The 25,746-nt window shown below is 38.7% G+C and carries 21 protein-coding genes and 1 tRNA gene; 7 read left to right on the top strand and 15 right to left on the bottom strand.

Annotation, left to right across the window (positions count from 1 at the left end; all coding sequences use genetic code 11):
- Positions 1-4: 4 nt before the first annotated feature.
- The 8 genes from B1C82_RS05880 to B1C82_RS05845 all read right to left on the bottom strand — a co-directional run bounded on the left by B1C82_RS05880 (position 5) and on the right by B1C82_RS05845 (position 7,539).
- On the bottom strand, positions 5-1,219 hold the full coding sequence (locus B1C82_RS05880) for an EAL domain-containing protein (RefSeq protein WP_086446667.1): 1,215 nt from the start codon (positions 1,217-1,219) through the stop codon (positions 5-7).
- A gap of 153 nt (positions 1,220-1,372) precedes the next feature.
- Complete coding sequence (locus B1C82_RS05875; RefSeq protein ID WP_086446666.1) at positions 1,373-2,083, bottom strand: hypothetical protein; 711 nt, start codon at positions 2,081-2,083, stop codon at positions 1,373-1,375.
- 58 nt (positions 2,084-2,141) lie between these two features.
- Positions 2,142-3,140, bottom strand: a complete 999-nt coding sequence (locus tag B1C82_RS05870; protein WP_157894096.1) for an outer membrane protein assembly factor BamD — start codon at positions 3,138-3,140, stop codon at positions 2,142-2,144.
- A gap of 84 nt (positions 3,141-3,224) precedes the next feature.
- Entirely contained in the window at positions 3,225-4,304 is a 1,080-nt protein-coding gene (locus B1C82_RS05865) for a hypothetical protein (RefSeq protein WP_086446664.1), read from the bottom strand.
- Between the two features lie 252 nt (positions 4,305-4,556).
- On the bottom strand, positions 4,557-4,967 hold the full coding sequence (locus B1C82_RS05860; protein ID WP_086446663.1) for an acyl-CoA thioesterase: 411 nt from the start codon (positions 4,965-4,967) through the stop codon (positions 4,557-4,559).
- Positions 4,968-4,970: 3 nt separating this feature from the next.
- On the bottom strand, positions 4,971-5,576 hold the full coding sequence (locus tag B1C82_RS05855) for a TetR/AcrR family transcriptional regulator (RefSeq protein ID WP_086446662.1): 606 nt from the start codon (positions 5,574-5,576) through the stop codon (positions 4,971-4,973).
- Positions 5,577-5,604: 28 nt separating this feature from the next.
- Positions 5,605-6,855 (bottom strand): MFS transporter, encoded by a 1,251-nt coding sequence (locus B1C82_RS05850; RefSeq protein WP_086446661.1) that lies wholly within the window; start codon positions 6,853-6,855, stop codon positions 5,605-5,607.
- 3 nt (positions 6,856-6,858) lie between these two features.
- Positions 6,859-7,539 (bottom strand): biliverdin-producing heme oxygenase, encoded by a 681-nt coding sequence (locus tag B1C82_RS05845; RefSeq protein ID WP_086446660.1) that lies wholly within the window; start codon positions 7,537-7,539, stop codon positions 6,859-6,861.
- A gap of 248 nt (positions 7,540-7,787) precedes the next feature.
- Between B1C82_RS05845 and B1C82_RS05840 the strand changes: the two genes are divergently transcribed.
- Entirely contained in the window at positions 7,788-8,963 is a 1,176-nt protein-coding gene (locus B1C82_RS05840; RefSeq protein ID WP_086446659.1) for an SH3 domain-containing protein, read from the top strand.
- A 9-nt stretch (positions 8,964-8,972) separates the two neighbouring features.
- On the opposite strand, the gene B1C82_RS05835 is transcribed toward B1C82_RS05840, so the two are convergent.
- The 3 genes from B1C82_RS05835 to B1C82_RS05825 form a co-directional block, all read right to left on the bottom strand.
- Complete coding sequence (locus B1C82_RS05835) at positions 8,973-10,025, bottom strand: serine/threonine protein kinase (RefSeq protein ID WP_086446658.1); 1,053 nt, start codon at positions 10,023-10,025, stop codon at positions 8,973-8,975.
- Between the two features lie 87 nt (positions 10,026-10,112).
- Complete coding sequence (locus tag B1C82_RS05830; protein ID WP_086446657.1) at positions 10,113-10,778, bottom strand: SMI1/KNR4 family protein; 666 nt, start codon at positions 10,776-10,778, stop codon at positions 10,113-10,115.
- 64 nt (positions 10,779-10,842) lie between these two features.
- A complete protein-coding gene (locus tag B1C82_RS05825; protein WP_086446656.1) occupies positions 10,843-12,669 on the bottom strand; it encodes a motility associated factor glycosyltransferase family protein in 1,827 nt (608 codons plus the stop codon).
- A 77-nt stretch (positions 12,670-12,746) separates the two neighbouring features.
- Here B1C82_RS05825 and B1C82_RS05820 point away from each other — a divergent pair, with 77 nt between their 5' ends.
- From B1C82_RS05820 to thiH, 3 genes are read left to right on the top strand one after another with little or no spacing between them, the layout of a single operon-like run.
- Positions 12,747-15,530, top strand: coding sequence for a chromosome segregation SMC family protein (locus B1C82_RS05820; RefSeq protein ID WP_086446655.1), 2,784 nt, complete (start codon positions 12,747-12,749; stop codon positions 15,528-15,530).
- Positions 15,531-15,539: 9 nt separating this feature from the next.
- On the top strand, positions 15,540-16,352 hold the full coding sequence (locus tag B1C82_RS05815) for a thiazole synthase (RefSeq protein ID WP_086446654.1): 813 nt from the start codon (positions 15,540-15,542) through the stop codon (positions 16,350-16,352).
- Entirely contained in the window at positions 16,333-17,469 is a 1,137-nt protein-coding gene (gene thiH, locus B1C82_RS05810) for a 2-iminoacetate synthase ThiH (RefSeq protein ID WP_086446653.1), read from the top strand. The genes B1C82_RS05815 and thiH overlap by 20 nt, the downstream gene beginning before the upstream one ends.
- A gap of 3 nt (positions 17,470-17,472) precedes the next feature.
- Here thiH and B1C82_RS05805 read toward each other — a convergent pair whose 3' ends face one another.
- The 3 genes from B1C82_RS05805 to B1C82_RS05795 form a co-directional block, all read right to left on the bottom strand.
- Complete coding sequence (locus tag B1C82_RS05805) at positions 17,473-17,760, bottom strand: Cys-rich protein (RefSeq protein WP_086446652.1); 288 nt, start codon at positions 17,758-17,760, stop codon at positions 17,473-17,475.
- Positions 17,761-17,783: 23 nt separating this feature from the next.
- Positions 17,784-17,857, bottom strand: a tRNA-Met gene (locus B1C82_RS05800).
- A 124-nt stretch (positions 17,858-17,981) separates the two neighbouring features.
- Positions 17,982-19,229: a hypothetical protein gene (locus B1C82_RS05795; protein WP_086446651.1), complete on the bottom strand. Its 1,248-nt coding sequence runs from the start codon at positions 19,227-19,229 to the stop codon at positions 17,982-17,984.
- A 319-nt stretch (positions 19,230-19,548) separates the two neighbouring features.
- On the opposite strand from B1C82_RS05795, the gene glnA reads away from it, so the two are divergent.
- The gene (glnA, locus tag B1C82_RS05790; protein ID WP_086446650.1) at positions 19,549-20,970 is read left to right on the top strand and encodes a type I glutamate--ammonia ligase; all 1,422 of its coding nucleotides are present in this window, start codon (positions 19,549-19,551) and stop codon (positions 20,968-20,970) included.
- 193 nt (positions 20,971-21,163) lie between these two features.
- Here the strand turns inward: glnA and B1C82_RS05785 are convergent, their stop codons facing one another.
- Positions 21,164-21,922 (bottom strand): hypothetical protein, encoded by a 759-nt coding sequence (locus B1C82_RS05785; protein WP_086446649.1) that lies wholly within the window; start codon positions 21,920-21,922, stop codon positions 21,164-21,166.
- Positions 21,923-22,158: 236 nt separating this feature from the next.
- Between B1C82_RS05785 and B1C82_RS05780 the strand changes: the two genes are divergently transcribed.
- Both B1C82_RS05780 and B1C82_RS05775 read left to right on the top strand, forming a co-directional pair.
- Complete coding sequence (locus B1C82_RS05780) at positions 22,159-24,081, top strand: alginate export family protein (RefSeq protein ID WP_086446648.1); 1,923 nt, start codon at positions 22,159-22,161, stop codon at positions 24,079-24,081.
- A gap of 232 nt (positions 24,082-24,313) precedes the next feature.
- Entirely contained in the window at positions 24,314-25,720 is a 1,407-nt protein-coding gene (locus B1C82_RS05775) for a cytochrome c biogenesis protein CcdA (protein ID WP_086446647.1), read from the top strand.
- Positions 25,721-25,746: the final 26 nt, after the last annotated feature.

Here is a 25,746-nt window from a genome sequence, read left to right as displayed (position 1 = left end):
TTTTTTAATACAGACGAGGAGCGGTCACGTCCAAAAATACATAGGCGCCCGATTCTACCTCTCTGCTAAAAACGATAAGGTCCTTTACTGCATCGCTATCAAAGTAACGTTCGCTCATTCCCCAATCATCTGGCTTTCTCATAGAATCTCTTAACTGCCTATAGAAATAGGGAAGATAAGACCAATTTTTACCGATCCCGTGACTTGTTTCTCTAAATGAATCTTCTCCTGTTCTCATATAATATGGAGACAATTGAGTTCCTTTAGAGTCAGTGATATATACCCTGTGGATCTCTTTAGATGATTGAAAAACGGTATAAGCATCTATCAAATATCGATTAGCGATTTTTAATACAGGAAAAGGGTTTAGAAACTCCCCTAAAGTTAGTCTGATCTTATTTTCGAAATTCAGCTCTTGCCTAAGTGCTTCTATTTTTTTCTGATGAAAAAATTTCACCATTTCTTTGATCGAAAGAGAAGGTTCCTTGCCTGAAGAAAGTTCAGCTCCAGGCCTTAAAAGTAAAAATCCCTGCAGGAACCTTGCTCCGCCCTCTAATGCAAAATACAATTCTTCTTGGGTTTCTAAACCCTCGTATAGAACAGAAGCTCCTAATGAGAATGCAAGGTCGCGGATATGTTCTAATACTTTTCTCACGGATGGAGAACGAGAGGAGGCTCTTATTAATCTAAGGTCTAATTTTAAAAAGTCTGGGCGGAGAAGTCCCACTCTTTCTATACCTGAAGCCTCCGATCCTAGATCGTCCAATGCGATTTTAAATCCGTACGCGCGGAGAAGGTCTACTGCTATCCTTAAGGAGTCCAAACTTCCGGAAAATTCTTCTTCTGTAACTTCTAAAATGATACGATTAGGTTCTATTCCATATTCTCTGGCTAAACGTAATAATCTAAAGGAATCTATTCTTTCATTCTCCAATTCTCTATAAAGACGATTAGGGGAAATATTTAGGAATAATTTGGATTGATCTGGATGAATTTTAAGTTTTTCTAATGCTTTTCTCCAGATCCCTTCTTCTAACTCACCGAGCTCTGAATCACTTAGCCCTGCCTCTGCCGAAAATAAGTAACCAGCAGAAACGATATCATCTGAAGTTTTTTTGCGAGCCAAAACCTCGTGAGCGAATATTTGTCCATCTTCAACAGACAAAATCGGTTGAAAGAATGGAATGATTTCCGCTTCTTTGGCGATTGCGTGCTCCATATTCGTTATATCGAATGATATATTTGTTATATCAAATGGAATCTATTCTTGGAGACGGTTTTGATTGGAAATAGATTAATATAATTAAATAAATTTAATATAATTAAAATCAGGTTATGGATAGAACTTAGATTTAAATTAACCTTAAATCGATTATGGATTCGACGCAGCATTATTGAGAAGAGAATACTCTAGGATCTCGGTAAAAACTTTTTCATCGGAAATCGCAAAAGCGGGACCCCAAAATAGGAAAGGCCATCCGAACCAATGTTTGATTTCCGTTGTGGGAATATGAATTTGTTCGACTCGATTTTTTAAATCAGTCTTTGAAATTTCCAAACTCCATTCTTCTTTAAAAAACCCGGGAAATATTAAAAGGGAGAAAGATGATAAATATAAGGACCAATGTATGTTTCGATGAAATCCTCCGATTTTAACAGTTACTGTAGAGGAGAAATTCTGATCGTCTGAAGGGTCAGGTGAATCGTAAAAACAATTTAGATTCTTTTTATTTTTACATAACTCAGTCGCAATGTTTGAAATTTGCTCTATAAACCATTTCTTTCTCGGTGGATAATACTTAAAAGCTGAACTAACAGCACTTCCTGACGCGAAATCTGCTGGCATCCAATCCTTTATCCAGGTCTTACAAACGTTTGGATTGCCTGCACAATTCGGAGACTTATCTTCCTTTCTGCAAACCTCTATACATCTATCTCCTGCTAAAAAGACCAATAACCTTACAGGTTTTGTCGAATCGTTTTGGATCTGTTTGGGACTGGCGGGAAAGGATGTCATGGATCTATAAATACATCCATAATAAGAGAGTATAATCGTAATAAAAAGAAGGGAACGAATTACCATAGTGCTTATCCTAGATAATTCGAGTCCCTTTCCTTTGCTATTAAAAGTAGATACTGATTTAATTCGGTTTTTTATTTTTTCCTTTTGGCACTAAAAGTTGAATGTCTTGATCTTCAGTATTCGTTATTTTTTCTGATTCAGGGAAAGCATTCCGAAATTCGTTCATTTGTTTTTCGTTATATCGATCAGCAGCATTGATCACTCTATATATATGATCTTCTTGTTCTCTATTGAAACTAATTGAATTAGTTGTTGCAAAATCATCACCCATAAAATCAACGAAAAAGAGCCCAGCGATAAAATCCGCAAATTCTGTATAATGAATTTCAACTTCTGCTCCAATCAAAGCTAATCCTACTTTGGCTCCATTGCTCCAATAGTCTCTATAATTTACATAAAGAGGGTTGTTAGGCATATGTACAAAGAACCCATCCCAAGTACCTGCATAGGCTCTTCTTCCGGTTCCAATCCTTCGTCCATGGATTGCAGCCCCGCCGAAACCTAAAAACGCATATTCAGCTGAAGATTCTTCTGAAATTCCTAAGTTTCTTTTTTGAGACCAACCGAAGGATACTGTTCTACCTGCATATAAGGTTGTCTGGATCGCACGAGTATTCCAACTACTTACGCCTATTTGAGGTCCAATCATTATGTTTATACTATATATATCTAGTAAATCTAATAAACGATCTGGAATATACCACGCCAATCTTTCGAAAAAGCCGCTCTCTTCGGGGGACCTTCTCGAAAAACCTTGACCTAATGCATTATCGTATTTAGTTCTTCTTTGCCAGATTTCGGGCAATTTTTCCCAGAGAAGTTCTGCTTTTGCATCTTCAGGATAAATCCTGAAAACTGCTCGTAAGGATTCTGAAGCCTCTCCATATTTTTTTTCTTGGATAAGACGTTCTGCATCGTTTAATAAATATATTACGGATGCATTTACGTCCTTATATGCAGGCGCAGACGCACAATTTAAGATCGAAGCGTTTAAACAAAATAAGATTAGAATCACAAAATATATTTTAATATAAGATAATTTTCTTCTGAGATTCATCTTGTTTCCTTTTTTCGGGAATTTTGAAAAACTTTCTGACAATTTATTAAACTTTTCTGGTTCCAAAATTGATATGCCCCGTTCTTAATATTTATAACCGAATTCGATTCCGACTTGAGATCTAGTATCTCTCGAGTTTGGAAAAGGACCCATAGGAGAAGCAAAGGCTGCCAATAACTGGGTTGAATCGCTTACGAACCCCAGATTAGTAGACCCTATATCAGCCTTTTTGACTTTTTGTGTAGAATCTTGATATGCGAATGAAATTCTTAAAAAAGTAATTTCATTGATATCATATCTGTAGCCTAAAGATGCTCGGAAACCTTCTAACTCACTTTTTACGAGTCCATCTGATTTCGAAGAAATTGGGATAGGGAGTGCTGTCGATACGGAGATAAATTTATTTTCATATTTGGAATCATTTGCGAAACTTTTAAAGTATTCGAAGCCGAAATCAAAACTAGAAGTCGGAGATACATTGAGTTTATAATTAAATCCAATCACTGCATTTCCGAAAGTTTCCGTAAACTTGATCTTTTCGCTATTCAATGCATCGATCCCGGAATAAGGCATTCCATTGGAAACTCCAACATATGGATAAGGTTTTGAAGAAGTGCTAAAGGTGTTTCCGTAAGCCTCTACACCGATACGAAATGCTAAATTTTCTAGATATTTATTAGGGGATTTCTCGAAAAAGAAAAAATCTGTAAGAAAAGCAACCCTAGAAGTTATCAATCTATTACTGGAATAGGTCCTGAAGGATAGATCGGTGATATTCACCTGGGAGCCCATCAGCGGTTGGAAACTTAGTGTTGATAAATCATTAAGCTTGTTACCGCCTGAGCTTAAGTCCGCGTGAGATAGAAAATAAGTTGTTCTAATAAAATTACTATGCCTGATATCTGTTTCCCATTCTATTCCCTTTCCTTGGAAATTTGAAATATTAGGTTTTACGAATTCATTCGTACCTGAATTTAGTTGGTTGATAAATCTAGAATTTGTAAGACTCATTGCGTTATTTGCGGTCGCTGAGTCTACGGAAACGTTTGTGATCCTAATTTTAGAAAGAGTATATCCTTCCGTCGTTTGATCAGAGTCTTTCGAGTATACGGAAGAACTTAATAAAAATACACAAAGTAAGATCCAACAATTAATATATCTCAAAAGAAATACCTCGACTTGCTTTAATAAAAAGCGGGTAACGTTTAGGTTAATTAGGATTAAATTCAGAACCCTGTTTTTATCACAATTATTTATGTAAAAAGTAATGTAAAAAAAACGAATATTGGTCTGATCAACCTATTTAGGCACATCTAACTTATAATATTCGAGAAATAAATGTATGCTTACCTCAAACGGGATATGAAAGATTTCTTAAAAATCTCTGAGGTTAGAAGTAGTGTATATAAACACTTTCTATTTAAGAACATCTAAAAACTTAGCAGGACGTTTGCGATTCAGGTCCAACAAAGTCCGCTCAGTACTTGCATGACAGGCAATCTTACCATTTGACAAAACTATTTTTTGTTCAAAGACTGCTCTTGTAGGGGAAGTCAAAACAAGATCTGACTCTATAATGATTTCTTCCGGATACGAGATTTCCTTTATAAATTTTAGATTCAAATTCAAGATTACTGGACCAAAACCTTTATCTGCAAATTCTTCCATAGGAGCTCCCCAATCTCTCATAGCTCTCATTCTGGCCTCATCCAGATATCCTTGGTAGTTTTTATTATTCACATGTCTATTTGCATCTAACTCGTCCCATCTTACGTTTAAAGAATGTTTATGACCTTCTCTGATTTTTTGCGTTCCTACGGTTTCCATATCTTATTCCTTATGACCTAAAATTTGTATTAGATATTTGTAAAAGTTTTCCGCAGGTTCCAAGGAACCCATGGCTCTTGTTACAAGCATCGCACCTCTCCATGAGGATTCCAAAAACAATGCGAATTCTCTATCTGATCCTGATATATTTAGTTTTTTGAATGTCCTTACCTTTTGGATAATAGAAGCTAATTGATCTAAAGCAGAATCAAAATAGTTTTGAAAAGGCTTTTGGAGAGAAGGTTCAGAATACCCTAATTCCTGGCCGAATACGTTAACCAAACAAGAAACTCCTTCTTTTAAGAGTTTTTTCTCTAGTTTGATCCTTTCTTTATATAGGTTTAATAGAGAAGAAATTGGATCTTCTTTTGTCTTTTGAAGGATCTTTTCATTCCATAGAATTGCATTTTCAGAATAGTATGCCAAGGCTTCGGAAGCAAAATCCTGCTTTGTAGGAAAGTAATTATAAAAGGAAGCTTTCGGAATTTCTGCCTCATTTGCAATTTCCTGGATACCTGTTGCGGAATATCCAAATTTGCGAAAACGATCAATACCCTTTTGGATAAGAGTATTCCTCTTCTCCTTTGCAGATTCTGCACTGATTTTCATATGGAATTAATACGACCATTCGGTTGTATTAATCAAGTCTTTTTTCTTTATCCAAAAATTTAGATAATAGGGGGAGTGTGGCTAAAACCAATAAAATTTCTAATGCTCCATACAGGATTCCTGTAAATTCAAGACCCTGACTTTTGTTGTAAATATGGCTGAAAGATTCTTGAACGGAGATGGAAACCAAAGGTCCTAAAAGAAATCCTAAAGACCCGAGTCCCGTAAATACAGTCATGATACTTGCATTAAAACCTTTGGGCGCGAGTGATGAAGCGAGTCTCATTGCAGGTACATACATTATCCCGGCTCCTATTCCACAAGCGATCATGGATACATATAATTCTGTCGAAGTTTTTAAAAATCCGGTACTCGCTTGTGCAATTCCATAAATAAAGGAACCAATCCAAACTAAAGAGATGGAATTCCATCTTTTAGAAAGTAGTGCTGCAGGCAGAGATAACACGCTCATCAACAAGAACATGACTCCGAAGAGTCCACCTACTTGACCCGGAGAAAATCCTAAATCCTCTCTCAAATGTAAATTTAAAGAACTTAAAAAATATCCTACGGTAAATCGATCCACAAAATGAAAAGCGATAGGAATGAGTAATAAAGGAGAAAGAGTCAAAGCTGTTTTTGTTTTTTGCCAACCTTCCCATTCTGATTTTTTGAGATTACCTTCTTCTAAAAGGAAAAAAGATAAAATTCCCAAAGCCAAAAGAATAAATCCTCCTACAAAAAAGGGTAGAAGAGGGTTCTTATTACCTAAAAATCCAAGGGATTGGCCAACTCCCCCTCCTAATGTAAGAAGTGTTCCACCTAATCCGAATAAAATTCCTTTATTATAAAAAATAGATGTTTGGTCCTTCTCTTTATCTGAAATACAAGTGAGGAGTAAACCTATCACAAAGATATGTGCTCCTCCTTCTAAAAATCTCAAAACAAAAAGAGAAGAGGTATTTGGCATAAAAGGGAGAAGGGCTAATAAAAATGCATCCAATATAGCAAAAGTTCCGATTAATTTTTTTCTGGTTCCTAATCTATCCGATAGCCATCCTGCTAAAGGTGAAAATAAAAAGGAACCAAGCATCGCGGAACTTTGGAACCAAGCCACTCCGTAGCCGGTGCCACCCAATCTATCTTTTATGATCTCTTTATATACAGGCACGATCATCGTAACCGGAAGCATAGCTAAAAAGATGAAGGATAATGTGATCCAGGGAAAAGAATCCACCCCAAGAGAGGAGGATTCTTTTTTGGCTGATACTTTTAACAAAAATCAGTGCCTCGCAGGACTCGCTAAAACTTCTTCGAATTTGGCTTTGCCTATGGAGGAGATCAAAGTTTCTTCTAACTCATCGAAAATTTTCCCGTTCAGTTTAAAAACTTCATTAGCCTCTTGTACGATTTTTTCTTTTTCGGAATCGGAGAGAGAAAGAGAATCTAAGGTATTTCTATATTTATCCTTAAAATCTTTCGGGCTGGAAATTTCAGGAAATTCGTAAAAGTCCAGACCTGATGTTCCTTCTATTCCCAAAGCTTTGGCTGCTACTCTTTTCAAGATCTGTCCGCCAGAAAGATCTCCTAAATAACGAACATAACTATGAGCCACTAATAATTCGGGAGAAGTATTTGCAGTTTCTCTAATATGTTTTACGTAAGCTTCCGTAGCTGGAGTCGCCTTTGGAGAATGTCCTGGCTGGAAAAAGTGTGCTAAATCCTTTTCGATCATTCCTTTTCTATATAATTCAGGGAATCTGATCTTTCCTACGATTGAATGGTCTTTTTTATTTTCTAGCTCTTCTTCCATTGCTGCATAAACGAAATAGAAAGATTCCAAATGTTTGGCGTAACTTTTGGGCTCCAATACTCCTTTCATAAAGCAGCGAATGAATGCGTTGTTTTCTGCAATGGTATGAGATTCGGAGGTTCCGTCTCTTAATGCTTGGGCTAGGCTCATGGGGTGTCTCCTGACAATACTGTGACAAAGCTGTGATTTTAGGTTTGAGAGTCAATCTCAAAAAAAAAAGAAAAAGGAGAAGATCGGCAATCTTGAAATCAGGGTCCATAGGAAATTTTGTAGTAACTTCGACAAAGGGGAGAAGGCACCAGAAATGCAGAGAATAGGAATCCTTTTTGGCTCAATGTTAGAGCTATATCAATTTTTTGTCTGTATACTAGACGCAGAGCAATATACTGACCAAGTCCATGAGCAATATTAAAGTCTTACTTGTACTTCTATTATTCCATTTTTCGAACTGCCTACCTCAAAAAACTATTTCACCGGAAGAGGCACGTAAGAGCGAATTTTCTAAAATAACCACTTACTATTCCGGAAAAGATGGGAATGGTTATGAAACTCCGAACGAATCTGCTTCTGTCGTCGTTCGATTTTCGAAAGGAGAAAAGATAAAAATTTTAGAATCTCTTTCCGATCCGCGTAGGAATTTATATGGATGGGTTATAGTCCAAACTGAATCAGGTACGAAAGCATGGATTAAACAAGAAACAATAAAAGCTAAATTATTGTTCAATGAAGGGATTGGTGAAATCTACTCAATATCTAAACCTTATGGAAATGATGGTTATGTTTCCGAACCGCAACTTTCCGGAGAGAATATAGGACTAATTTTAGATTTGTTCATTCATAAGGGTGAGATCATTTCCTTTGGTCCATGGGATAAGAAAAAAAATAAACAATTTTCTGTGAGTTCTAAGGAAGGCTTAAAGTATCTTTCATTTAAGAAAGGACAAACCTTAGAATTAGGAAAAGCAAGAAGATTGGACGAAAAGCAGGATGAACAATCCGGATGTTGGTTTGGATATCCATTCAACGCACGTCTGAAACTTTCTGAATCAGAAATTTCTTATAAAGAAGATCTAGTATTTAAGGGAGATATTCAACCTAAATTGTTTCCGGGAAAGGTTGAATATGGAGCGAAAAATAAGGATTATATAAAGATCTTAAATTCACTTGCCAGAGAACTTATTAGATATGCTCCAAAAGAAAAATTAGGGGAAATTCCAGAATTAAAATGTGATGCAGGAGAACATTGTCATACCGCTCTTTGGAGTCTTCCTGAGAAAAAATATCTTTTTGCGACTTTAGAAAGCCGTCATGAGGTGACAGGGGAATTTCATTCGTTATTTTTAATCATCTTGCTTGAAGATGGAAAAGAGAAGGTAGTTTCCTATTTATTTGATAAAGGATTTGAGACCGCCGGACGTTTTTTTACTAAACTCACTGACATGGATGGAAATGGAGTCCCGGAAGTTTGGGTAAGCGACCAAAACTCTCAAAATGAATCCTTTATAGAAAGAATCTTTTTACTTGATAGAGATCTATTTTTACGCATCGGGGAGAAATATTGGACTGGTTGCTAATTAGATTCCTTAATCCTCCATATCCCAGAAAAAATCTTTATTTGTAAGTTCAGATTCTTCCGTTTTTTGAAAGGAGTTCCTACCATCTTCTTCAGAAGATACAGGAAGATCCGATCCCAATCTTTCCAGATCCTGAGTTTCTCTTTCCCAATATTCTTCCGTTCCGAAATGAGGAAATGCATTCGGAAAAGAAGGATCTTCCCAACGTTTCGCGATCCATGCAGAATAATGAATATAACGTAGGCCTCGTAACGGTTCCACAAGATCTAACCAAGAAGAACGAAATTCTCGGAACTCTCTGTAACCTTCTAAAAAGATCTCTCTTTCATACTCGGAGGAGGAATCTCCAAAAGGTAAAAGCATCCAAAAATCCTGAACTGCGGGGCCGGTCACAAAATCATCGAAGTCTATAAAACAAAGTCCGTCTGCGGTTTGTATTAAATTTCCTTTATGGCAATCTCCGTGGATACGATGGAATGGCATATCTTTGGAAGCTTCGGAAAACGAGTTGAAAATCCGGTTGGCTGCATCTTCATATCTTTTCCATAGATGAGTTGGAAGGAACTCCTTCTCTTTTAAAAACCGCAATGGTTTCTCTCCGAAATTTTTGAGATTGTATTCTACTCTGTGTTTTGCCGGTTTAGAGGATCCAATATTGTGGATCCTGGCGAGTAATCTTCCGGTTTGGATCAAATTGTTTTTGTCTAGTTCTTCTACCAATCTTCCTTTTTGGAGAGGCCAGATCGTATAATAAATTTCTTTTGTTTCTCTGACAGTAACTCCGTTTTCTAAGGGTAGAGGAGCTACAACAGGGATCTCTCCTTCTTCCAATTCCTTTAAAAAAGAATGCTCTTCTAATATTTGATTAAGAGTCCAGCGTCCTGGGCGGTAAAATTTTACTACGAGTCTTCCACCTTCTTCTAAGCCAACATCATAGACTCTGTTCTCTAAACTGTTTAATGCAAGGCAATGTCCTGAAACTGAAAATCCAGCGTCTTCGACCGCTGATAAAACGGAATCTATATCGAGTCGATTGTAGAATTCTTTGCCTGGAGTTTCCATGATTACTAGTATCTATATAGAAACTAGTAATCATAGGATTTTTTATTATTTTAAGATAAGTAAGGAAAGCTGATTATTCGAATCTATTTATTTGCTAATATAGTGGGAATAGATCCATTTGAATAAAAATACTAGACAAACATAGAATATAAAAACAAATGTTTGGATAATTCGTCCGGTAAATCCGAAACCTCTGGGTTTATCACATAATATTACATCCAGCCAAAATTCTTTCCAATTGATTTTAGATTTTTCCGGTTTGAAAGTTTTTGGTTGTTCCGTATTAAAAATTCCTAATTTAGGATCAAAATAAAATTTCCCAGATTCCAGTCCTTCGATCAGATCTTTTAGATAGTTTTCTATTGAGTCAGCATATTCAGGTCTATCTTCAGAATCGTGAATAAATTCTAATACTTTTCCAGTCTCTTTATCTAAAACAAGATGGTCCCCTGTTCCTCCGTCTCCGAATGGATACCAATTTTTGTCCCACCATTCTTTTTCCCAATTTTCCTCTTCTGCCAATTCATCTAATATTTTTTTGGCTTCTAAAGAATCAGACAAAGTCATAAAAGAATGACCTAAAAATATGTTTGGGAATTCTTCCTTTTGCCCATCTGCAATTAAATATAATTTTTGAAGAGGAGACGGTAGTTCTTTGAGATTTAACTTTGAGCCCGGATTTAACAATTCTTCTTTGTTTTTTGTCTTTTTCCAAGTGAGCATATATAGTTTTTCGATTAATTTTTGCAGCATGTAATCAAACAATATTTCTTTGAGTTTATATCTAAACTACAAATTAGATCAGGAAATTTTCCCTTCAATTCTCTCCGGCAAGCAACTTTCTTCTTAAACCAGTAAACTCCTTCAGGATAGCTCCCAAGAATAATTCTCTTTTGCGTGCCTCATTCAGTTTGTCTTTATGGCGGAGAATGTAAACTTCCGTTTTTCGGATTAAATATCTTAGATCTTCCCATTTGCCCAATGTGTTTCTGAAAAGTGAAAGTAGATCTATGTACGCTTCTTCTTTTCTTTCGGGTTTTGAAAATTCGTTTTTGATTGTGTCGATAGTTTCTAAAAGTTCATTTTTAAAATTTGCAGGAGATCCTACCAAGGTTTCTTGGATTAGTTCAGGTTTCCATGCGGGAAATTTTTGCCAGAAGTATTGGTGGTTTTGGAATCCGTTTAGGATTTGTGTGGCTTCTTCTGGTCCTATATTTTGGGCATTTTCTATTTTTGCACCTTGTGTGTTTACATTATAAACTGGAAAGTCTAAGGATTTGGAAGATTCTTCAAACCAATGTCTGTATAGATCCAGCACATAATCCGTTAATACTTCTCCGCCTGTGACAGAAGGAACATACCTTGTATCTCTTTTTCGGACAACTGCTTCATTAATTTTTTCTAAACTGGTTTTTCTATTAAGTAGAGTAAGCCATTTTTCGTTATGGTGAGTTCCTGTGGAATGGATCTCTCTGCCTGAATAGGCAAGGTCCTGGCCCACTAAAAAGCATGGTTTACATCCGAGACTTCTTAATAAGTCGAATGCAGTTGTAGCAACACTTCCACCAGATTGAATATCTCCGATTGGACCAAGCAGGGATTCCGCACTGGAACTTCCTGCAGTTGCTTCTCTTTTTAGTTCTCCGGAAGCATCTACTAAATACTTCGCGGTGATACTGTGGACAACCGACTTAAATTTTAGATTTCTTAGTATAGGAGGAGAGCTTACTAAGTCTGCGAATAATGGGATTTCGGATGTATCTTCTCCCAAAAAATGGAATACGGAGTGAGTTTGTGCATCTAATGTCATTACTCCATCCGGTATGATCCCGTATTTAAGAAGAACTTTAAGAGAAGTATCGCAGGACATTACAAAAACTTTATCTCTTATACTTTTGATCCATTCACATTGTCTTCGTAAATTAGGGCCGGCTGATACGAGTAGGGAAGGTGTTCCGTTAAATTTTTCTTTTAAGGATTCTATTTTGGTTCTTGGGCTAGGAGGAGATAAAAAATTTGCAGTGTTGACTAAAGAATTTCTCACCCAAATCCTTTCGAATTCGAATTTGGTGAGTAGATCGCTCATTTTAGAGGATAGAATTTTTCGAAGCCTTATATCCGTTTCCGCGTAGAACATTTCTTCCAAAGAAACGCTTGCGGCATTGCGAACGATCCTGATACCGGAAACTCGTTCTACTGGAAGTGATTCTAAATAATTCCATAGAAGAGAAAGAGAATTTTCTCCCAAGAATAAATGTCTTCCAGGAACTTCCATCACAGGTTCTAACCATTCTTCCCAAAGTGGAAAGAGTAGATCTCTGTCTTTGTCGATGAGTAATAAAATTTGCCCCGGTTCTAATTTGGATTCTATTTCACGGATCAAGTGAGGGTTTCCGAGCCCTAAAATTGCGACAAGATCCGTAGATTGTATAGAAACTGAATCCACTTGCCGTTTTGCTTGGGTGAGAGGAGCGACCGCACTTGCCAAAGCTCTTCCTTTTTTCGAAAGAAAGAACTCATTTTGATTTTTGGCCGCCTCGAGTCGGAACTCCAACGGCTCTGTAGGAGGATTTTGGAAATACAGGCTGAGATAGGGTTTTTTCCCGAATATTTCTCTTGTTTTTTCCGGGAGATCGTGAGACATAATACTCCTAAGCATTCCAGAGTCCGCCCGATTCTGGTCACTTGCAATCAATTTCCCAAAGAAACACAAAAATACATATGTATCTCAAAAGCCTGAATATTGTTGGATTCAAGACCTTTGCGGACGAGACAGAAGTTCTTCTCGATCCGGGATTTACCGCAGTTGTAGGACCTAACGGTTCCGGAAAATCGAATATAGTCGACGCTTTAAAATGGGTCTTCGGCGAAAAATCCGCCAAGGGTCTTCGCGGTGATAAGATGGACGATGTCATCTTTCACGGTTCAGAAGCTCGTAAGCCTGCGGGTTTCGCTGAAGTCAGCGTTGTCTTCGATAATTCCTCCAAACTCATTAAGATGGATTATCCAACCATCAAATTAACCCGCAGATTATACGCGGATGGAAATAACGAATATCTAATAAACGATTCTCGTGTGCAACGGAAAGAGATCGAAAAGATCTTACTCGATACAGGAATCGGAAAATCCAGTTACTCTATCATGGAACAAGGAAAGGTCGATCGTATCCTTCATTCCAAACCTGAAGAGAGAAGACTGATCTTCGAAGAGGCAGCAGGTATTTCCAGATTCAAGATGGAAAGACAAGAGGCTCTCAAAAAACTTTCCGACACCAACCAGAACCTTCTTCGTATCCAAGATATTATGAATACAATGAAGAAGGAGATGGAAGTTAAGGAAAAACAAGCTGAGAAAGCAGAAGAGTATTTTAAGCTCAAACAAGAGCTGGATGAGACTGATAAGATCATCCGTTATATCAAATTCTCTACCTTAACCAAGAAACACGAGACTTCTGAGAATGAGTTAAAAGAAATTAAGGAAAAGAACGTAGTTCTGCTCGAAAGAATTTCTGCAGAGACAGGAAGGATCGAAGAATTAGATCATCATAAGTCTGATTTAGAGAAGAAGGTTGCAGAAATTGACAAAAAACTTTTAGACCATCTCACCCAAACCCAGATCCAAAAAGATAAAGTTGAAAGTAATAAAGGTATTATCCTAGATTATTCGGATCGTATTTCTGATATTAGAGAATCCTTAATAAAAGAAGAATCTGCCCAAAGCCTTTTACAGATCGATAAAGAAAAATTGGAAAAAGATGCAATCGATTTGGAAGGAGAAAGTAAATCTCTGGAACAAGGGATTGAGGATCTTCGTAAAAACAAATCAGAAATTGAATCCAGGATAGAAGCAGAGAATACTTCCATCCAAGATAAGGAAACCAGAATCCAGTCCAATGACAAACGACATGTGGAGCTGAGAGAAAGACTAAAAGAAGTAATCTTCGATCTTATTTCCCAATTAGAATCCCGTAAAAAAGAAGCTCAATCCACGGAAGAAGAAAGAAATCGTCTGAAGGAACTCCTACTCGGAGAAGCAGACAGAATTCATTCGGTCGAAACGGAACTTAAAACCGCTTTGGATTCATATACTGGAGAAGAAACCAAGAACAAACTCTCTTATCTTGCAGGAAAACTAGAAACTGAAAAGTTCAGATCCCAATTGGGAGAATATTTCTCCTTAGAAGATAGCATCCGCAGTTTATTATTTGATAGAGACGGATTTTTATCTCAGAAAGAAGGTTTAGACCAAGAGATAGAAGATCTGATCTTAGAGAATGAAAATCTAACTCGTTCCATCAAAGAATCTGGATTAACGATAGAGTCTCTCCGAGAAGAAGCGGAAAATATCCGCGAAAAGATCGTTTATTTAGAAAAACGAATCTTAGAATTAAATTCCGAAAAAAATTCTAAGTTAGAATCCGCAAAATCTCTTTCTGTAAGAATTGAAGAAACCCAAAAGAGAATTTTGGCTGCCCAAGAATCTATCAAAACTCTCGGCGTTAAAAAAACAGAATTCGAAAAAGAAGTGATCGAGCTGGAACAACAGATTGAGAACAGATATAACGAATTTTTGGAAATGAGCCGGGCTTTAGATTCTGAAAAAGAAGCTCTCCGAAATATTGTAAAAGAGATCCAAGGCCTTAAAAACGAAATCCAGAAGAATCAGGAAGATTATAAGAATTTATTCCCAATCTTGACTGAAAAGGAAAAGGCGGTTTCTGTTTATAAGGTCCAGCTCGAGTCATTCTCAGAAGAATTATACAACGATTATTCTATCTCCGAACAAGAGCTTGCTGATGAATTCAAGGACAGGAAGCCTGAAAAAGGGGAAAGTGAGACAAAACTCAAACGTCTGAAGTCCGACATACAGATGCTTGGTTCTATCAATCCACTCTCGATAGAAGAATATAGAAATGTAAAAGAGATCTACGAGCACCATCGCACTCAAAAAGAAGATATCGAAAGATCTAAAAATGATATCACTGAGATTCTGAAAAATATCAACGAAGAGTCCGAAAAACTTTTCAGAGAAACATTCGAAAGAATTAGAGAGAATTTCCAGGAAACATTCTCCACTTTGTTCAACGGCGGAAAAGCAATGCTCGAACTTGTGGATGGAGAAGACAGCTTAAACGCTGGTATCGAGATCATGGCAGAACCTCCTGGCAAACATGTCCAAAACCTGAGACTACTTTCCGGTGGTGAAAAATCCTTAACTGCGATCGCTCTACTTTTTGCGATCTATATGGTAAAACCGTCTCCATTCTGTTTCTTGGACGAGATAGATGCTGCACTTGACGAGGCGAATAAACTTCGTTTCTGCCAGATCTTGGATAAGTTCAAGGACAAGTCTCAGTTTGTGGTCATTACCCACGCTCAATCTACGATCCATAGGGCAAACTCAATCTTCGGGGTCACAAATGAAGAGCCTGGAATTTCCAAAATTATCAGCTTGAGACTGGATGAAGCCAGAGATTTTGCTGGAAGAGCGACCGAAGCAGTATAATCTGGAATCGTGGCGGAATCAGACGATCTAATCATCGCAGGCAGAAGGTTCAAATCCAGGCTGTTTTTAGGTACTGGCAAGTTCTCTTCTGGCTCTGCTTTGGAACAAGCAATCCATTCTTCTGAAACGGAAGTTGTGACTGTCGCTCTACGCAGAGTGGATCTATCTTCTACGGAAGATGATATTCTCACCAAAATTGACAGAGAAAGAATATTACTTTTGCCGAATACAAGCGGGGCAAGAGATGCAGAAGAAGCTGTCCGCCTAGCGAGACTCTCTCGAGAACTAGGCGGAGGTGACTGGTTGAAACTTGAAGTGACTCCTGATCCAGTTTACCTTCTTCCTGATCCTATCGAAACTTTAAAGGCTGCAAAGATTCTTGTAAAAGAAGGATTTAATGTCCTACCTTATATCAACGCAGATCCAATTCTATGTAAACATTTAGAAGAAGCAGGTTGTGCTACTGTAATGCCATTAGGATCACCAATAGGCACCAACCAAGGGATTCGCACCTTAGCAAATTTAGAAATTATTATAGAACAATCCAATATACCAGTGATTGTAGATGCAGGACTCGGATTGCCTTCTCATGCTGCACAAGCAATGGAATTAGGAGCGGATGCGGTTCTTGTAAATACTGCAATTGCGATAGCAAAAGATCCTGCAAAAACTGCATATGCATTCAAACTCGCCACAGAAGCTGGAAGAATTTCGAAATTATATTCTAATTCAGGGATTAAAACTTCTAAACGAGCATCTGCCTCCAGTCCTCTTACAGGATTTTTAGAAGAAGAATCTAGAAATGTACACGGAGTTATTTGATAAAATCTCCTTCTTAGAAGCGAAGGAAAGAGTATTATCTAAATCTAAATTAGATATAGAATCCGCACTCCATACTTCCTATTTAGGAAAAACTCTTAATTTTGAAGATTATCTCTCCTTAATTCATCCGACAGCTGATTCCTATTTGGAAGAAATGGCGAGACTTGCGCTGGACTGGACCAAAAAGAGATTCGGTAATACGATTTCTCTCTATATGCCAATGTATCTTTCGAATGAGTGCAGGTCTTCCTGTGTTTATTGTGGATTCAGTTTTGAAAATAAGATCCCCCGAAAAACATTAAATGAGTCGGAGATCCGCGCAGAGTCCGAAGTCCTATATTCCAAAGGAATACGCCATCTTCTGATTCTAACTGGAGAAGATTATTCCATCACAAATTTAGAATATTTGAGATCCGCAGTTCGTATTTTGAAATCTTATTTTGACTCTATCTCTATCGAAATTTATCCTATGGACCGGGAAAAATACGAGGTATTGATCACAGATGGTGTAGAAGGTCTGGTAGTTTATCAAGAGACCTACGATCCCGAAACCTATTCAGAATATCATCTGCGTGGGATGAAAAAGAATATGAGATATAGACTAGAGGCTCCAGACAGAGGGGGGCTTGCTGGTTTTAGACGAATTGGAGTGGGGGCACTTCTTGGACTTTCGGATCCCTATGGAGAAATGTTCCGATTAGGAGAACATGCATATTATCTTACCAAAAAGTATTGGAGAACCACAATCCAAATCTCTCTTCCTCGAATGAGGCCTGCAGAAGGTGAGTTTGATAAGACAATCTTTGTTTCCGATAGAGAGTATGTTCGGTTCTTATTTGCATTAAGACTTTTTTTGCCTGATAGCGGGCTTGTGCAGTCTACAAGAGAGTCCATTCGGATGAGAGATCATCTGGCAGGAATGCCTATCACTCATATGTCTGTAGAATCTAGAACAGATCCTGGTGGTTATTCAGGCGGAGAAGAATTAAAACAATTCGAAATAGAAGATTCTAGAAAAATTGAAGAATTTACTGAGATGTTAAGGAAGAAGGGACTGGATCCAGTCTTTAAGGATTTCGATCGGGCGTTTTTCCAAATACCCGATCGAATGATTTAAGGATTATTTTTTACCTTTATAACTTTCCATCAAGCAGCTATTGAAAGCTGTACATTGACCAGAATGAGTTTCATAACAAGAAGTAACTGCTGAATGATTTTTACGGCAGGTATTCAAACAACCGGCTCCCACTTTTTGTTTATCTGCAGCACTAAGCTTTTTTTGCCCTTCTACGCAGTTTGTGTAAAAATCACAGATCTGGTTGCATGCTTGGCTTTGAGCGGAAACGGAGGAGAATCCGGTGAAAACCGTAGCTAGCAAGATTAGGGTTGCGAGGATTGTTTTTTTCATGGGTGTGTTTTCTCCAAAGGACCTAGCGACGCAGGGATTCGAACCCCGGACCTGCGGATTATGATTCCGTTGCTCTAACCAGCTGAGCTACGTCGCCGTTATTCCTAGGAAATACCTGTGAAAGGTATTTACCGGTCATTTTTTTTGAAATACCGGCATTGTCAAAGATTTCTCTCCCGAAGATTCGAAACCTTTCCTAGGATAAATTGGCCTAATATTCTTTAATCAGACCTTTGCCCGATTAGAATGTTCCAGCTTTCTGGCGTTTTTCCGTTCCCTTTTTCTTCCGGATTTTGTAAATTTTTTCTTTCCAATAGAAGATTTTCGAGGCGAACCTGTAATGTTTTTCCTAATTGTTCCCACTCTGACTTTAGGTCTTCCGGAAAGGAGAGTTTAGTGTGAGAATCTATGTGGGAGAGAAGATCGGGGATCAATTTCTCTTCTAGTTCCTTCTTCCTGAGTTGAAAATGTTCGGACAAATCTTTTTGAGAAAGTGCATATTCTTGTTCTAATTGTTTAAGAAGGAATCTGTCAGTTCTGTCTGAATATTTATCCAATAAATGAACGACTCTTTCTTCAAAGATTGCTTCCATTCCGGCTTCTGTTTTGGGATGAAATTCTTTTTTAGTCCATTCTTCTAACTTATTCAGTGCTTCTTTGTGTTGTGGCCTTTCTTGTATGAAGCGAGAGACTAATTCTTCGTAGGCTTCTGCAATCACGCATGCTAGTATCATAAGTTGTAGTCCGAATGAAAAATAGACCTTAGGTTTAAAAACGAATCCATTCTCTGATTCGGTTTTTCCCAAAGAGGATAAAAGAGAGAAGTATTTGGAATCTGCCCTTTTAAATAAAAACTTATGGATCGCGGCTTCTAACTCGGATCGGCCTGGAGATACTAATTCATATTCATAGACTTCTCTAATGTCAGTCAAAGATCCTACAAAAAACGCTTTTGCAAAAGAGAAGGAGGACGAATATCTTTTGCCATTCTCTCTTCTTCCCCATAATTTTCTTTCTAATAGTAGAGAATTTGAATGTTTTTCTTCTTCTTTCCAAATGATCTCAGGAATTGAAAGGATCTCAGTCCCAAAAATTCTGCTAAGTTGTTCTTCGGATCTTTCTATTTTTCCTAGTACATGAATGTAAGAGTCTGTTAGGCTAGTCCCTTGCGAAGTCCAGAAGCAAAGTTTTTTCCCGAATAATACAGGTGGGAGTAAATAGGAGAAGGTTACTGGATCTGGAATATCCATTTGGGCGCGGACTGGATAAGAGGGAAGTGTAGATAACAATTTAGTAGAAGGAACCCATTCTTCCAAAGGAACGAGAAAGTATTCTTCTGCATCATTCTCCTTTGCCCATGCCAACACTGATTGAAAATATTCTTTGGAATCCGGAATTTCTGCTCCGACTTCTCTCCCGTCTGAAAAAGAAAGTTCGGATGGACTAGGCCATTTGGCAAGGGTCTGCATGGTTTCTCCCATGATTATATTTTGAGCGTAGTGTACCAAACTAGCGCAGGACAAAGGACAGATAGATCCAGGACCTCGGGGCTGAAAATTCTATCGAATCCATTCAATCGGAGTTTTTTACTGATTGCCTCAGGTTCAAGGATTTTTAGCCTGAGCATGGACTGCTTTTCAAGGGGCTCCTTCTTTTTTTATTGAGAAGAAAGATACTTGCAAGATGGGAATTAGGATTTGGCACATCTCTTGCATAAACATAAGCAGGACACGCTTTTCGCGTGCGAATTAGAGACCCCTAGTACAAAGATATAGGAGATAAGTATCAATGGCGAAAAATGCCGCAGAAGTGATCGCTTTCGCAAAAGCGAACAAGATTCTTTTCTACGATTTCCGTTTTACGGATATTAAAGGAGCTTGGCACCACGTTTCTTACCACGTAGATTCCGTAGAAGAAGACACTCTAAAAGGACTTCCTTTTGACGGTTCTTCCATCCCTGCTTGGCAGCCGATCCACAAATCGGACATGCAGTTGATCCCTGATCCAACTTCCATCTTTTTAGATCCGTTCACTGCAGACCCTACTTTAGTAGTATTCTGTGATGTATGGGATATCTATAAGAACCAAGCTTACGAAAAATGCCCTCGTTCCATCGCTAAAAATGCGGTGAAATACCTGAAAGATTCTGGGATCGGTGATACCGTATATTTCGGACCAGAGAACGAATTCTTCCTTTTCGATGGTTTGAAAGTAAGAGATGCGATCAATATTCAGTATTATGAATTAGATTCTTCCGAAGGTATTTGGAATTCTCACACCGATATGCCAGGTTCCATCAACACTGGACACCGTCCAGGAACCAAAGGTGGTTACTTCCCAGTAGCTCCTGTGGATTCTCAAGTTGACCTTCGTGCGGATATCGTTAAAACTCTTCATAAGATCGGAATGGAAACTTTCGTGGTTCACCACGAGGTTGCTCAGGCTCAAGGAGAGATCGGAGTTAAATTCGGAACTCTTATTGAAGCAGCAGATAACGTTCAAAAATTGAAATACGTTGTTAAGAACGTAGCTCATAAATGGGGAAAAACTGCGACCTTCATGCCTAAACCTCTTTACGGAGACAATGGTAACGGTATGCACTGCCACCAATCTATTTGGAAAGATGGCAAAAACCTGTTTGCAGGAAACGGATACCAAGGTTTGAGCGAGCTTGCTCTTAACTATACTGGTGGTGTATTGAAGCACGGAAAAACTGTTGCTGCTTTCACTAACGCATCCACTAACTCCTATAAGAGACTTCTTCCAGGATTCGAAGCTCCTGCGATCTTAGCTTATTCTGCTCAGAACCGTTCTGCTTGCGCGAGAATTCCGTTCGTTAGCGGCGAAAAAGCTAAACGTGTTGAGTTCCGCTTCCCAGATTCTTCTGCGAACCCTTATCTTGCATTTGCTGCATTGCTTATGGCAGGAATCGACGGTATCCAGAATAAGATCGATCCGGGACCACCTCGGGAAGAAGACTTATTTGAACTTTCTTTGGATGAGATCCGCGAAAAAGGAATCCAACAAATGCCTCACACTCTTAGAGAAGCAGTGGAGCATATGTTAGCTGGTAAAGAAATTTTCAAAAAAGGAAACGTATTTACCGAAGAGTTCATCCAAACTTACAAAGCATACAAATTCGAAACCGAAATTTGGCCTTGGGAAGGACGTCCTCACCCATTCGAGTTCCTTACTACTTATTCTTGCTAATCGTAAGAATTCAGTATGGATTAAAAAACCCCGGACTTTTCCGGGGTTTTTTTATGGGCACGCAGAGAGATAGAGATACGAAGAAATAATTTCCACGCAGAGCCACTAAGCCGCAGAGAGGTGGTGGGATGTAGGAGTTCTAACAAAACGCAAAAAAAACTTTGCGACTCCGCGCCTCTGCGTGAGAATGCAGCTAGGGGATCTGATCCAGATTCGGTTTATCCGCTTCTGGATATTTAGCCAGATAGGCGCCTACAGTTTCTCTTTTTTTAGTCAGTCTTTCTCTGTGGTCTGAAATGATCTGGCCGAAGTCCAGCTTGCCTGTGATTATCTCGTATCTTTCCGTTTCTATGGTTCCAAGATCCAGATCATAATCTATTTCCGAAGCCTGATCTGCGTATTTTCTGGAGGCTTCCCAGTAAGGAATAGCTTCTTTATAGAATGAATCCGCAACTTCGAAGGATTGTTTTAGTTCGTGAGCGAAATCTAAATTATAAAAATATAAATGTCTTTTATCAAATTGAGAAGCTATCCTCATGTAGGATCTCATGATCTGCAGATTCATATGCATAAAGATCAGAAGTCTGTATTTATGGTATTCTTCTTCGTTGGTTACTCTGCAAAGAGCGTTTCTTGGATGACGGAATCTTTTTTGTAAGCCGGCCTTTAGAAAGAATATATTCCTTCTGAGTTCATTCTCTTTATAATGAAGTTTGAGACCATACATTTCGTAGTAGTCTTCTAAAAACTTAGGTTCCCATTTATGCAGTTTATACGGGACCCAGTCGGAAAACTTGGTATATACACCATTTTTCTCATACTCGTAATTATAGTCCAGGTCCGGTTCAGTACTGATCGAGACTGGAATTGGATTCAATTTTTGTAATGTAGGGGAGAATAGCAGAAAGACTAAGATGCTAACTCTGGCTATGTATTTTGTCTTTCTATACATTCTATCTTATTCTATCGGTCTTTCTGCACAATCCTGGATGGAAAAGAAGTTTCGGAATATTCTACTTTAACGGAGGAAATGACGATTTGTCAGATTAAATGTGGATTTTAGGTTCAAAAAAGCGACCCAAGGTCAAAAAATCTAGGAAAATATCAAATAAATTGTTTACAGAATCTGCTAAACTCTAATTTATATCCGCTATATTGGATTTTAATCCAAAATAAGGGACTCCCAATATGTTAAAAAATACAATACTGAGCCGACCGAGTCGGAACAAAAAATATTCACTCTTACCAGTCCGACTCTTTTTATCTTTCGGGCTTTTTGGCTTAGGGAGCCTATGGGCTGAAGGGGTAGAGCCCCCGAAACAGGAAATAGTAACTCAAGCTGAGACCACTCCGGTTAAGCCTAATGCTGCAGACGAGAAAACTGTGGCTCCTTCTACCCAAACTCCTTCTGCTACTCCGACTACTAATGCGGATGCAAAGGACAAAGATAAGGATAAAGTTCCAGCTGCTCCTTATAAAAGTCCATGGAAAGGTAAATTAGATGGGGAATTACTTGGAACTTTACTATTAACACCCGAGCACCAGGATTCAGTTAAAAAAAGCTATAATCTTTGGCTCACTGATAACCTCCGATTCGGTTTGCAGATCCGTCCTAGATTCGAAAATTTTAATAACCAGGATTTTGATAAATCCACAAGTGATTCAAAAAACTACGTTACGCAAAACAGCCAGTTCTGGACACTTTTAGATATCAACGAATCCTTCGCGGTGAAATTAACTATCCAAGACACTCGTTTGTATGGACAATATAAAGACCCGAGCGGGACAGGATACGGTCCAACTTCTTTTACAAATTCTATCGGTACTGCGTATGCTCCCGGAAGCCAGGTACCAGTAAAAAATAATACTGATATCCGAGAAGCGTATGTGATCTGGAAGGATTTTCTTCCTTATACAAAATTGTATTTAGGTCGTCAGGTTTTCTCTTACGGAGATTCCAGGATTATAGGTGCTCGTAACGATAGCCAGATCGGTAACTCTTTTGATGGAGTTAGAGTGGCGTTCGATACTAAGACTTGGTCCACTCATGCAGGTTATACTGTTCTTGCGGAAGAAAGTAATGGTCCGAACGGATTCGTAACTGCAAATAACCAGAAGGTTGGCGGAGCGAAAGCTCTTAACGATACATATCTTGCTTTCTTATACAATACTTGGAAACCGTCCGAAGAACTAGTAGTCGATCTATATGAGATTGGCGTTATCAAAAAGTATAATACTACTACAGCAACCGGTCCTCTTGTGGATCCAAACGAAAGAACGAACGGTAGAGATAATCTTTTCACGACTGGTGTTCGTTTGAGCAATAGAACTGCTTCTGGTAGAAGTCTACCTGCTGGAAAATCTTGGGACTGGGGTTTAGAATACGCAGCCCAAACAGGAAGCACTGGCCAAACAATAGACGCTTCTTGGGATAGTCTGAATACAACAATCGGATCTGGATCGAACAAACACGCTGCCTACAAGGAAACTGTCCAGCATGACGCATCCTTCTTCTTAGCTCAAACAGGGTATACCTATAAAGGTTTTCGTGTGGGAGTTCAATTTGCAAGAGCGTCCGGTGACCCGAATAGAAGTGACGGAAGATCTGCAACCTGGGATCCTTTATTTGCTACAAGATCAGGCGGTTTCCCTTATTTCGATTCAGGAAATGGTATCGCAAACGCTGCCTTCTGGGCAAACGTAAGAACTTCTTCCGTTCATATCCAATACTATGATGATACCTGGGGAAGATTTATATTCGCAGTTTACGATATTCGAAAGGATAAAGTCCAAGATGCTTGGTATGACGGTAACAGGAACGCGGTTAGTGGAACAACCGGGTACGATGCGAACGGAGACTTTCTCGCGAATAAGACTGTCACAGGAAGTACCGAAAACTATGCCAATAATCCTTTCCTGAAAAATTGGCAACCTGGACACAGACTTCTCCTGGAATATGACCTGATTTATATCAAGAAGATTAACGATTACTTCTCGATCTGGGCAGGAGCGACTGTTCTTTACGCAGGAGACGCGATCAAAAACCAAAAACAATTCAATCTGGACCGAAATAGTACCTATTTCTCACTCACTCTTCAGTTCGCCATCTGAAGTAGTCTTCCAACTGATGCCCGGTCTTTTTTTAGGAGAGGATCGGGCTTTTTCCGTCCTTTCCGCCCGTCCGCTTCGTCCAAACATGTACGGACCAAATCTAGGGTGTCACCGATCCGGGAATTCAGGATTGACCATACTTTTAGAAATCGCAACTTGGTTTCGAGGTTATGGATCCGATAATGAATCATAGGGGAAAGACAAATCCTGTTTGGGTGTAATCGTCCATCTCATGAAGAAAATTCGGATCCTTCTCTCCTCAATGTTTGGCCTAAGAGCCGGACTTCTAATATTCTTCTTTTTCCTAACTAGCTCCTTACAAGCTCAGTCTCAGATCGTATCTGAGTCTTGGATGTCTTCTTTAAACAAATGGTTGGAGACTGGAATTTCAGGGTCGGAGTTCGGGTTTCATTCCGCAATCTTTCTGATCTTGGGTGGACTATGTGCAAGTCTTCTCCCTTGTGTTTACCCTTTGTATCCGATCACAGTTGGGATCATACAAGCAAGGGGAGAAACTGCAACGAACAAAATGTTCCACCCTTTGGTGTATTATGCAGGGCTTGCATCCATGTATTTCTGCTTTGGGCTCGTAGCAGGAGTTTCAGGTGGTGCATTTAACACTGTTCTAAGATTTCCAGGAACCAATTTATTTTTAGCTGTTATTATTTTTTTATTGGGACTTGCTTCATTAGGAATTTTGCATCTACCGATTTTTCCAGTGAAAGAATGGAAAGGCTGCCAAGGGTGGAAAGGAACGTTCCTCTTGGGAATGGGGGCAGGTTTTTTATCTTCTCCTTGTGTCGGGCCGATCGTAGTTGCGATTTTGATCCAGGTGACTGCCGGGGTCCAAAGTATTAGTATTTATTCTTTAGCTGTTTCCTCATTTAAGATGGCATTGTTCGGACTGGGTCTGGGATTGCCGTTTTTATTTTTAGGTGTATTCGGACTTTCCCTTCCTCGTGGAGGTAGATGGACCAGATGGATTCAGATCGTTTTGGGATTTGTGGTCTTCTATTTTGCTTGGTCTTATTATAATAAGGCAATGCAATTATGGGCTGTTCCTTTCGATTTAAGCCTTGGAATTTTGGCTGCTGCGCTTGGAGTTTTACTCACAGCATACTTTTACCAATCGGAGTCCCTTCTTCGCACTGAAAGAATGAAGAAGGCGTTACTTCTTACCGGGTTGATTTGTTCCAGTGCGATCCTCATCCGACTTGCGGGTTGGGGAACTGCTCCAGGTGGGATCAAGAAGGATCTTGTTGAAGAGCATGGAAATTTAGAATGGCATAGGATTTCTGATACTGCATTCGAGACTGCACGAGCAGAAGATCGTTTAGTGTTCGCAGATTTTTATGCAGATTGGTGTTCCAACTGTAAGGCTTTCGAAGACCTAACTATCTCGGATCCAACTTTGAATCAAGCGCTCGGCAAAACTATCTTGTTGAAAATCAGGGACGATGATAAAGATTTTTTAATATATGAAAATGATCCCAGGTTTCCTGAATTAAAAATTGGGCTTCCATTTTTTGTAATCTTCTCTCCGGATGGAAAGGTCCTTTTTAAAACTACAAATTATTTAAATACTGCTGATATGATCAGAACGATCAAAGGGGAAAATATCCACACCTCAGGCGAATAGCTCAAAGGATTCGCACAGAGCACACG

Origin of the sequence: Leptospira venezuelensis (genome assembly GCF_002150035.1) — a bacterium.
In the GTDB taxonomy this organism is placed as follows: Bacteria; Spirochaetota; Leptospiria; order Leptospirales; family Leptospiraceae; genus Leptospira_B; species Leptospira_B venezuelensis.
Note: the sequence above shows the minus strand (reverse complement) of the source record. Positions and strands in the feature narration are given on the sequence as shown.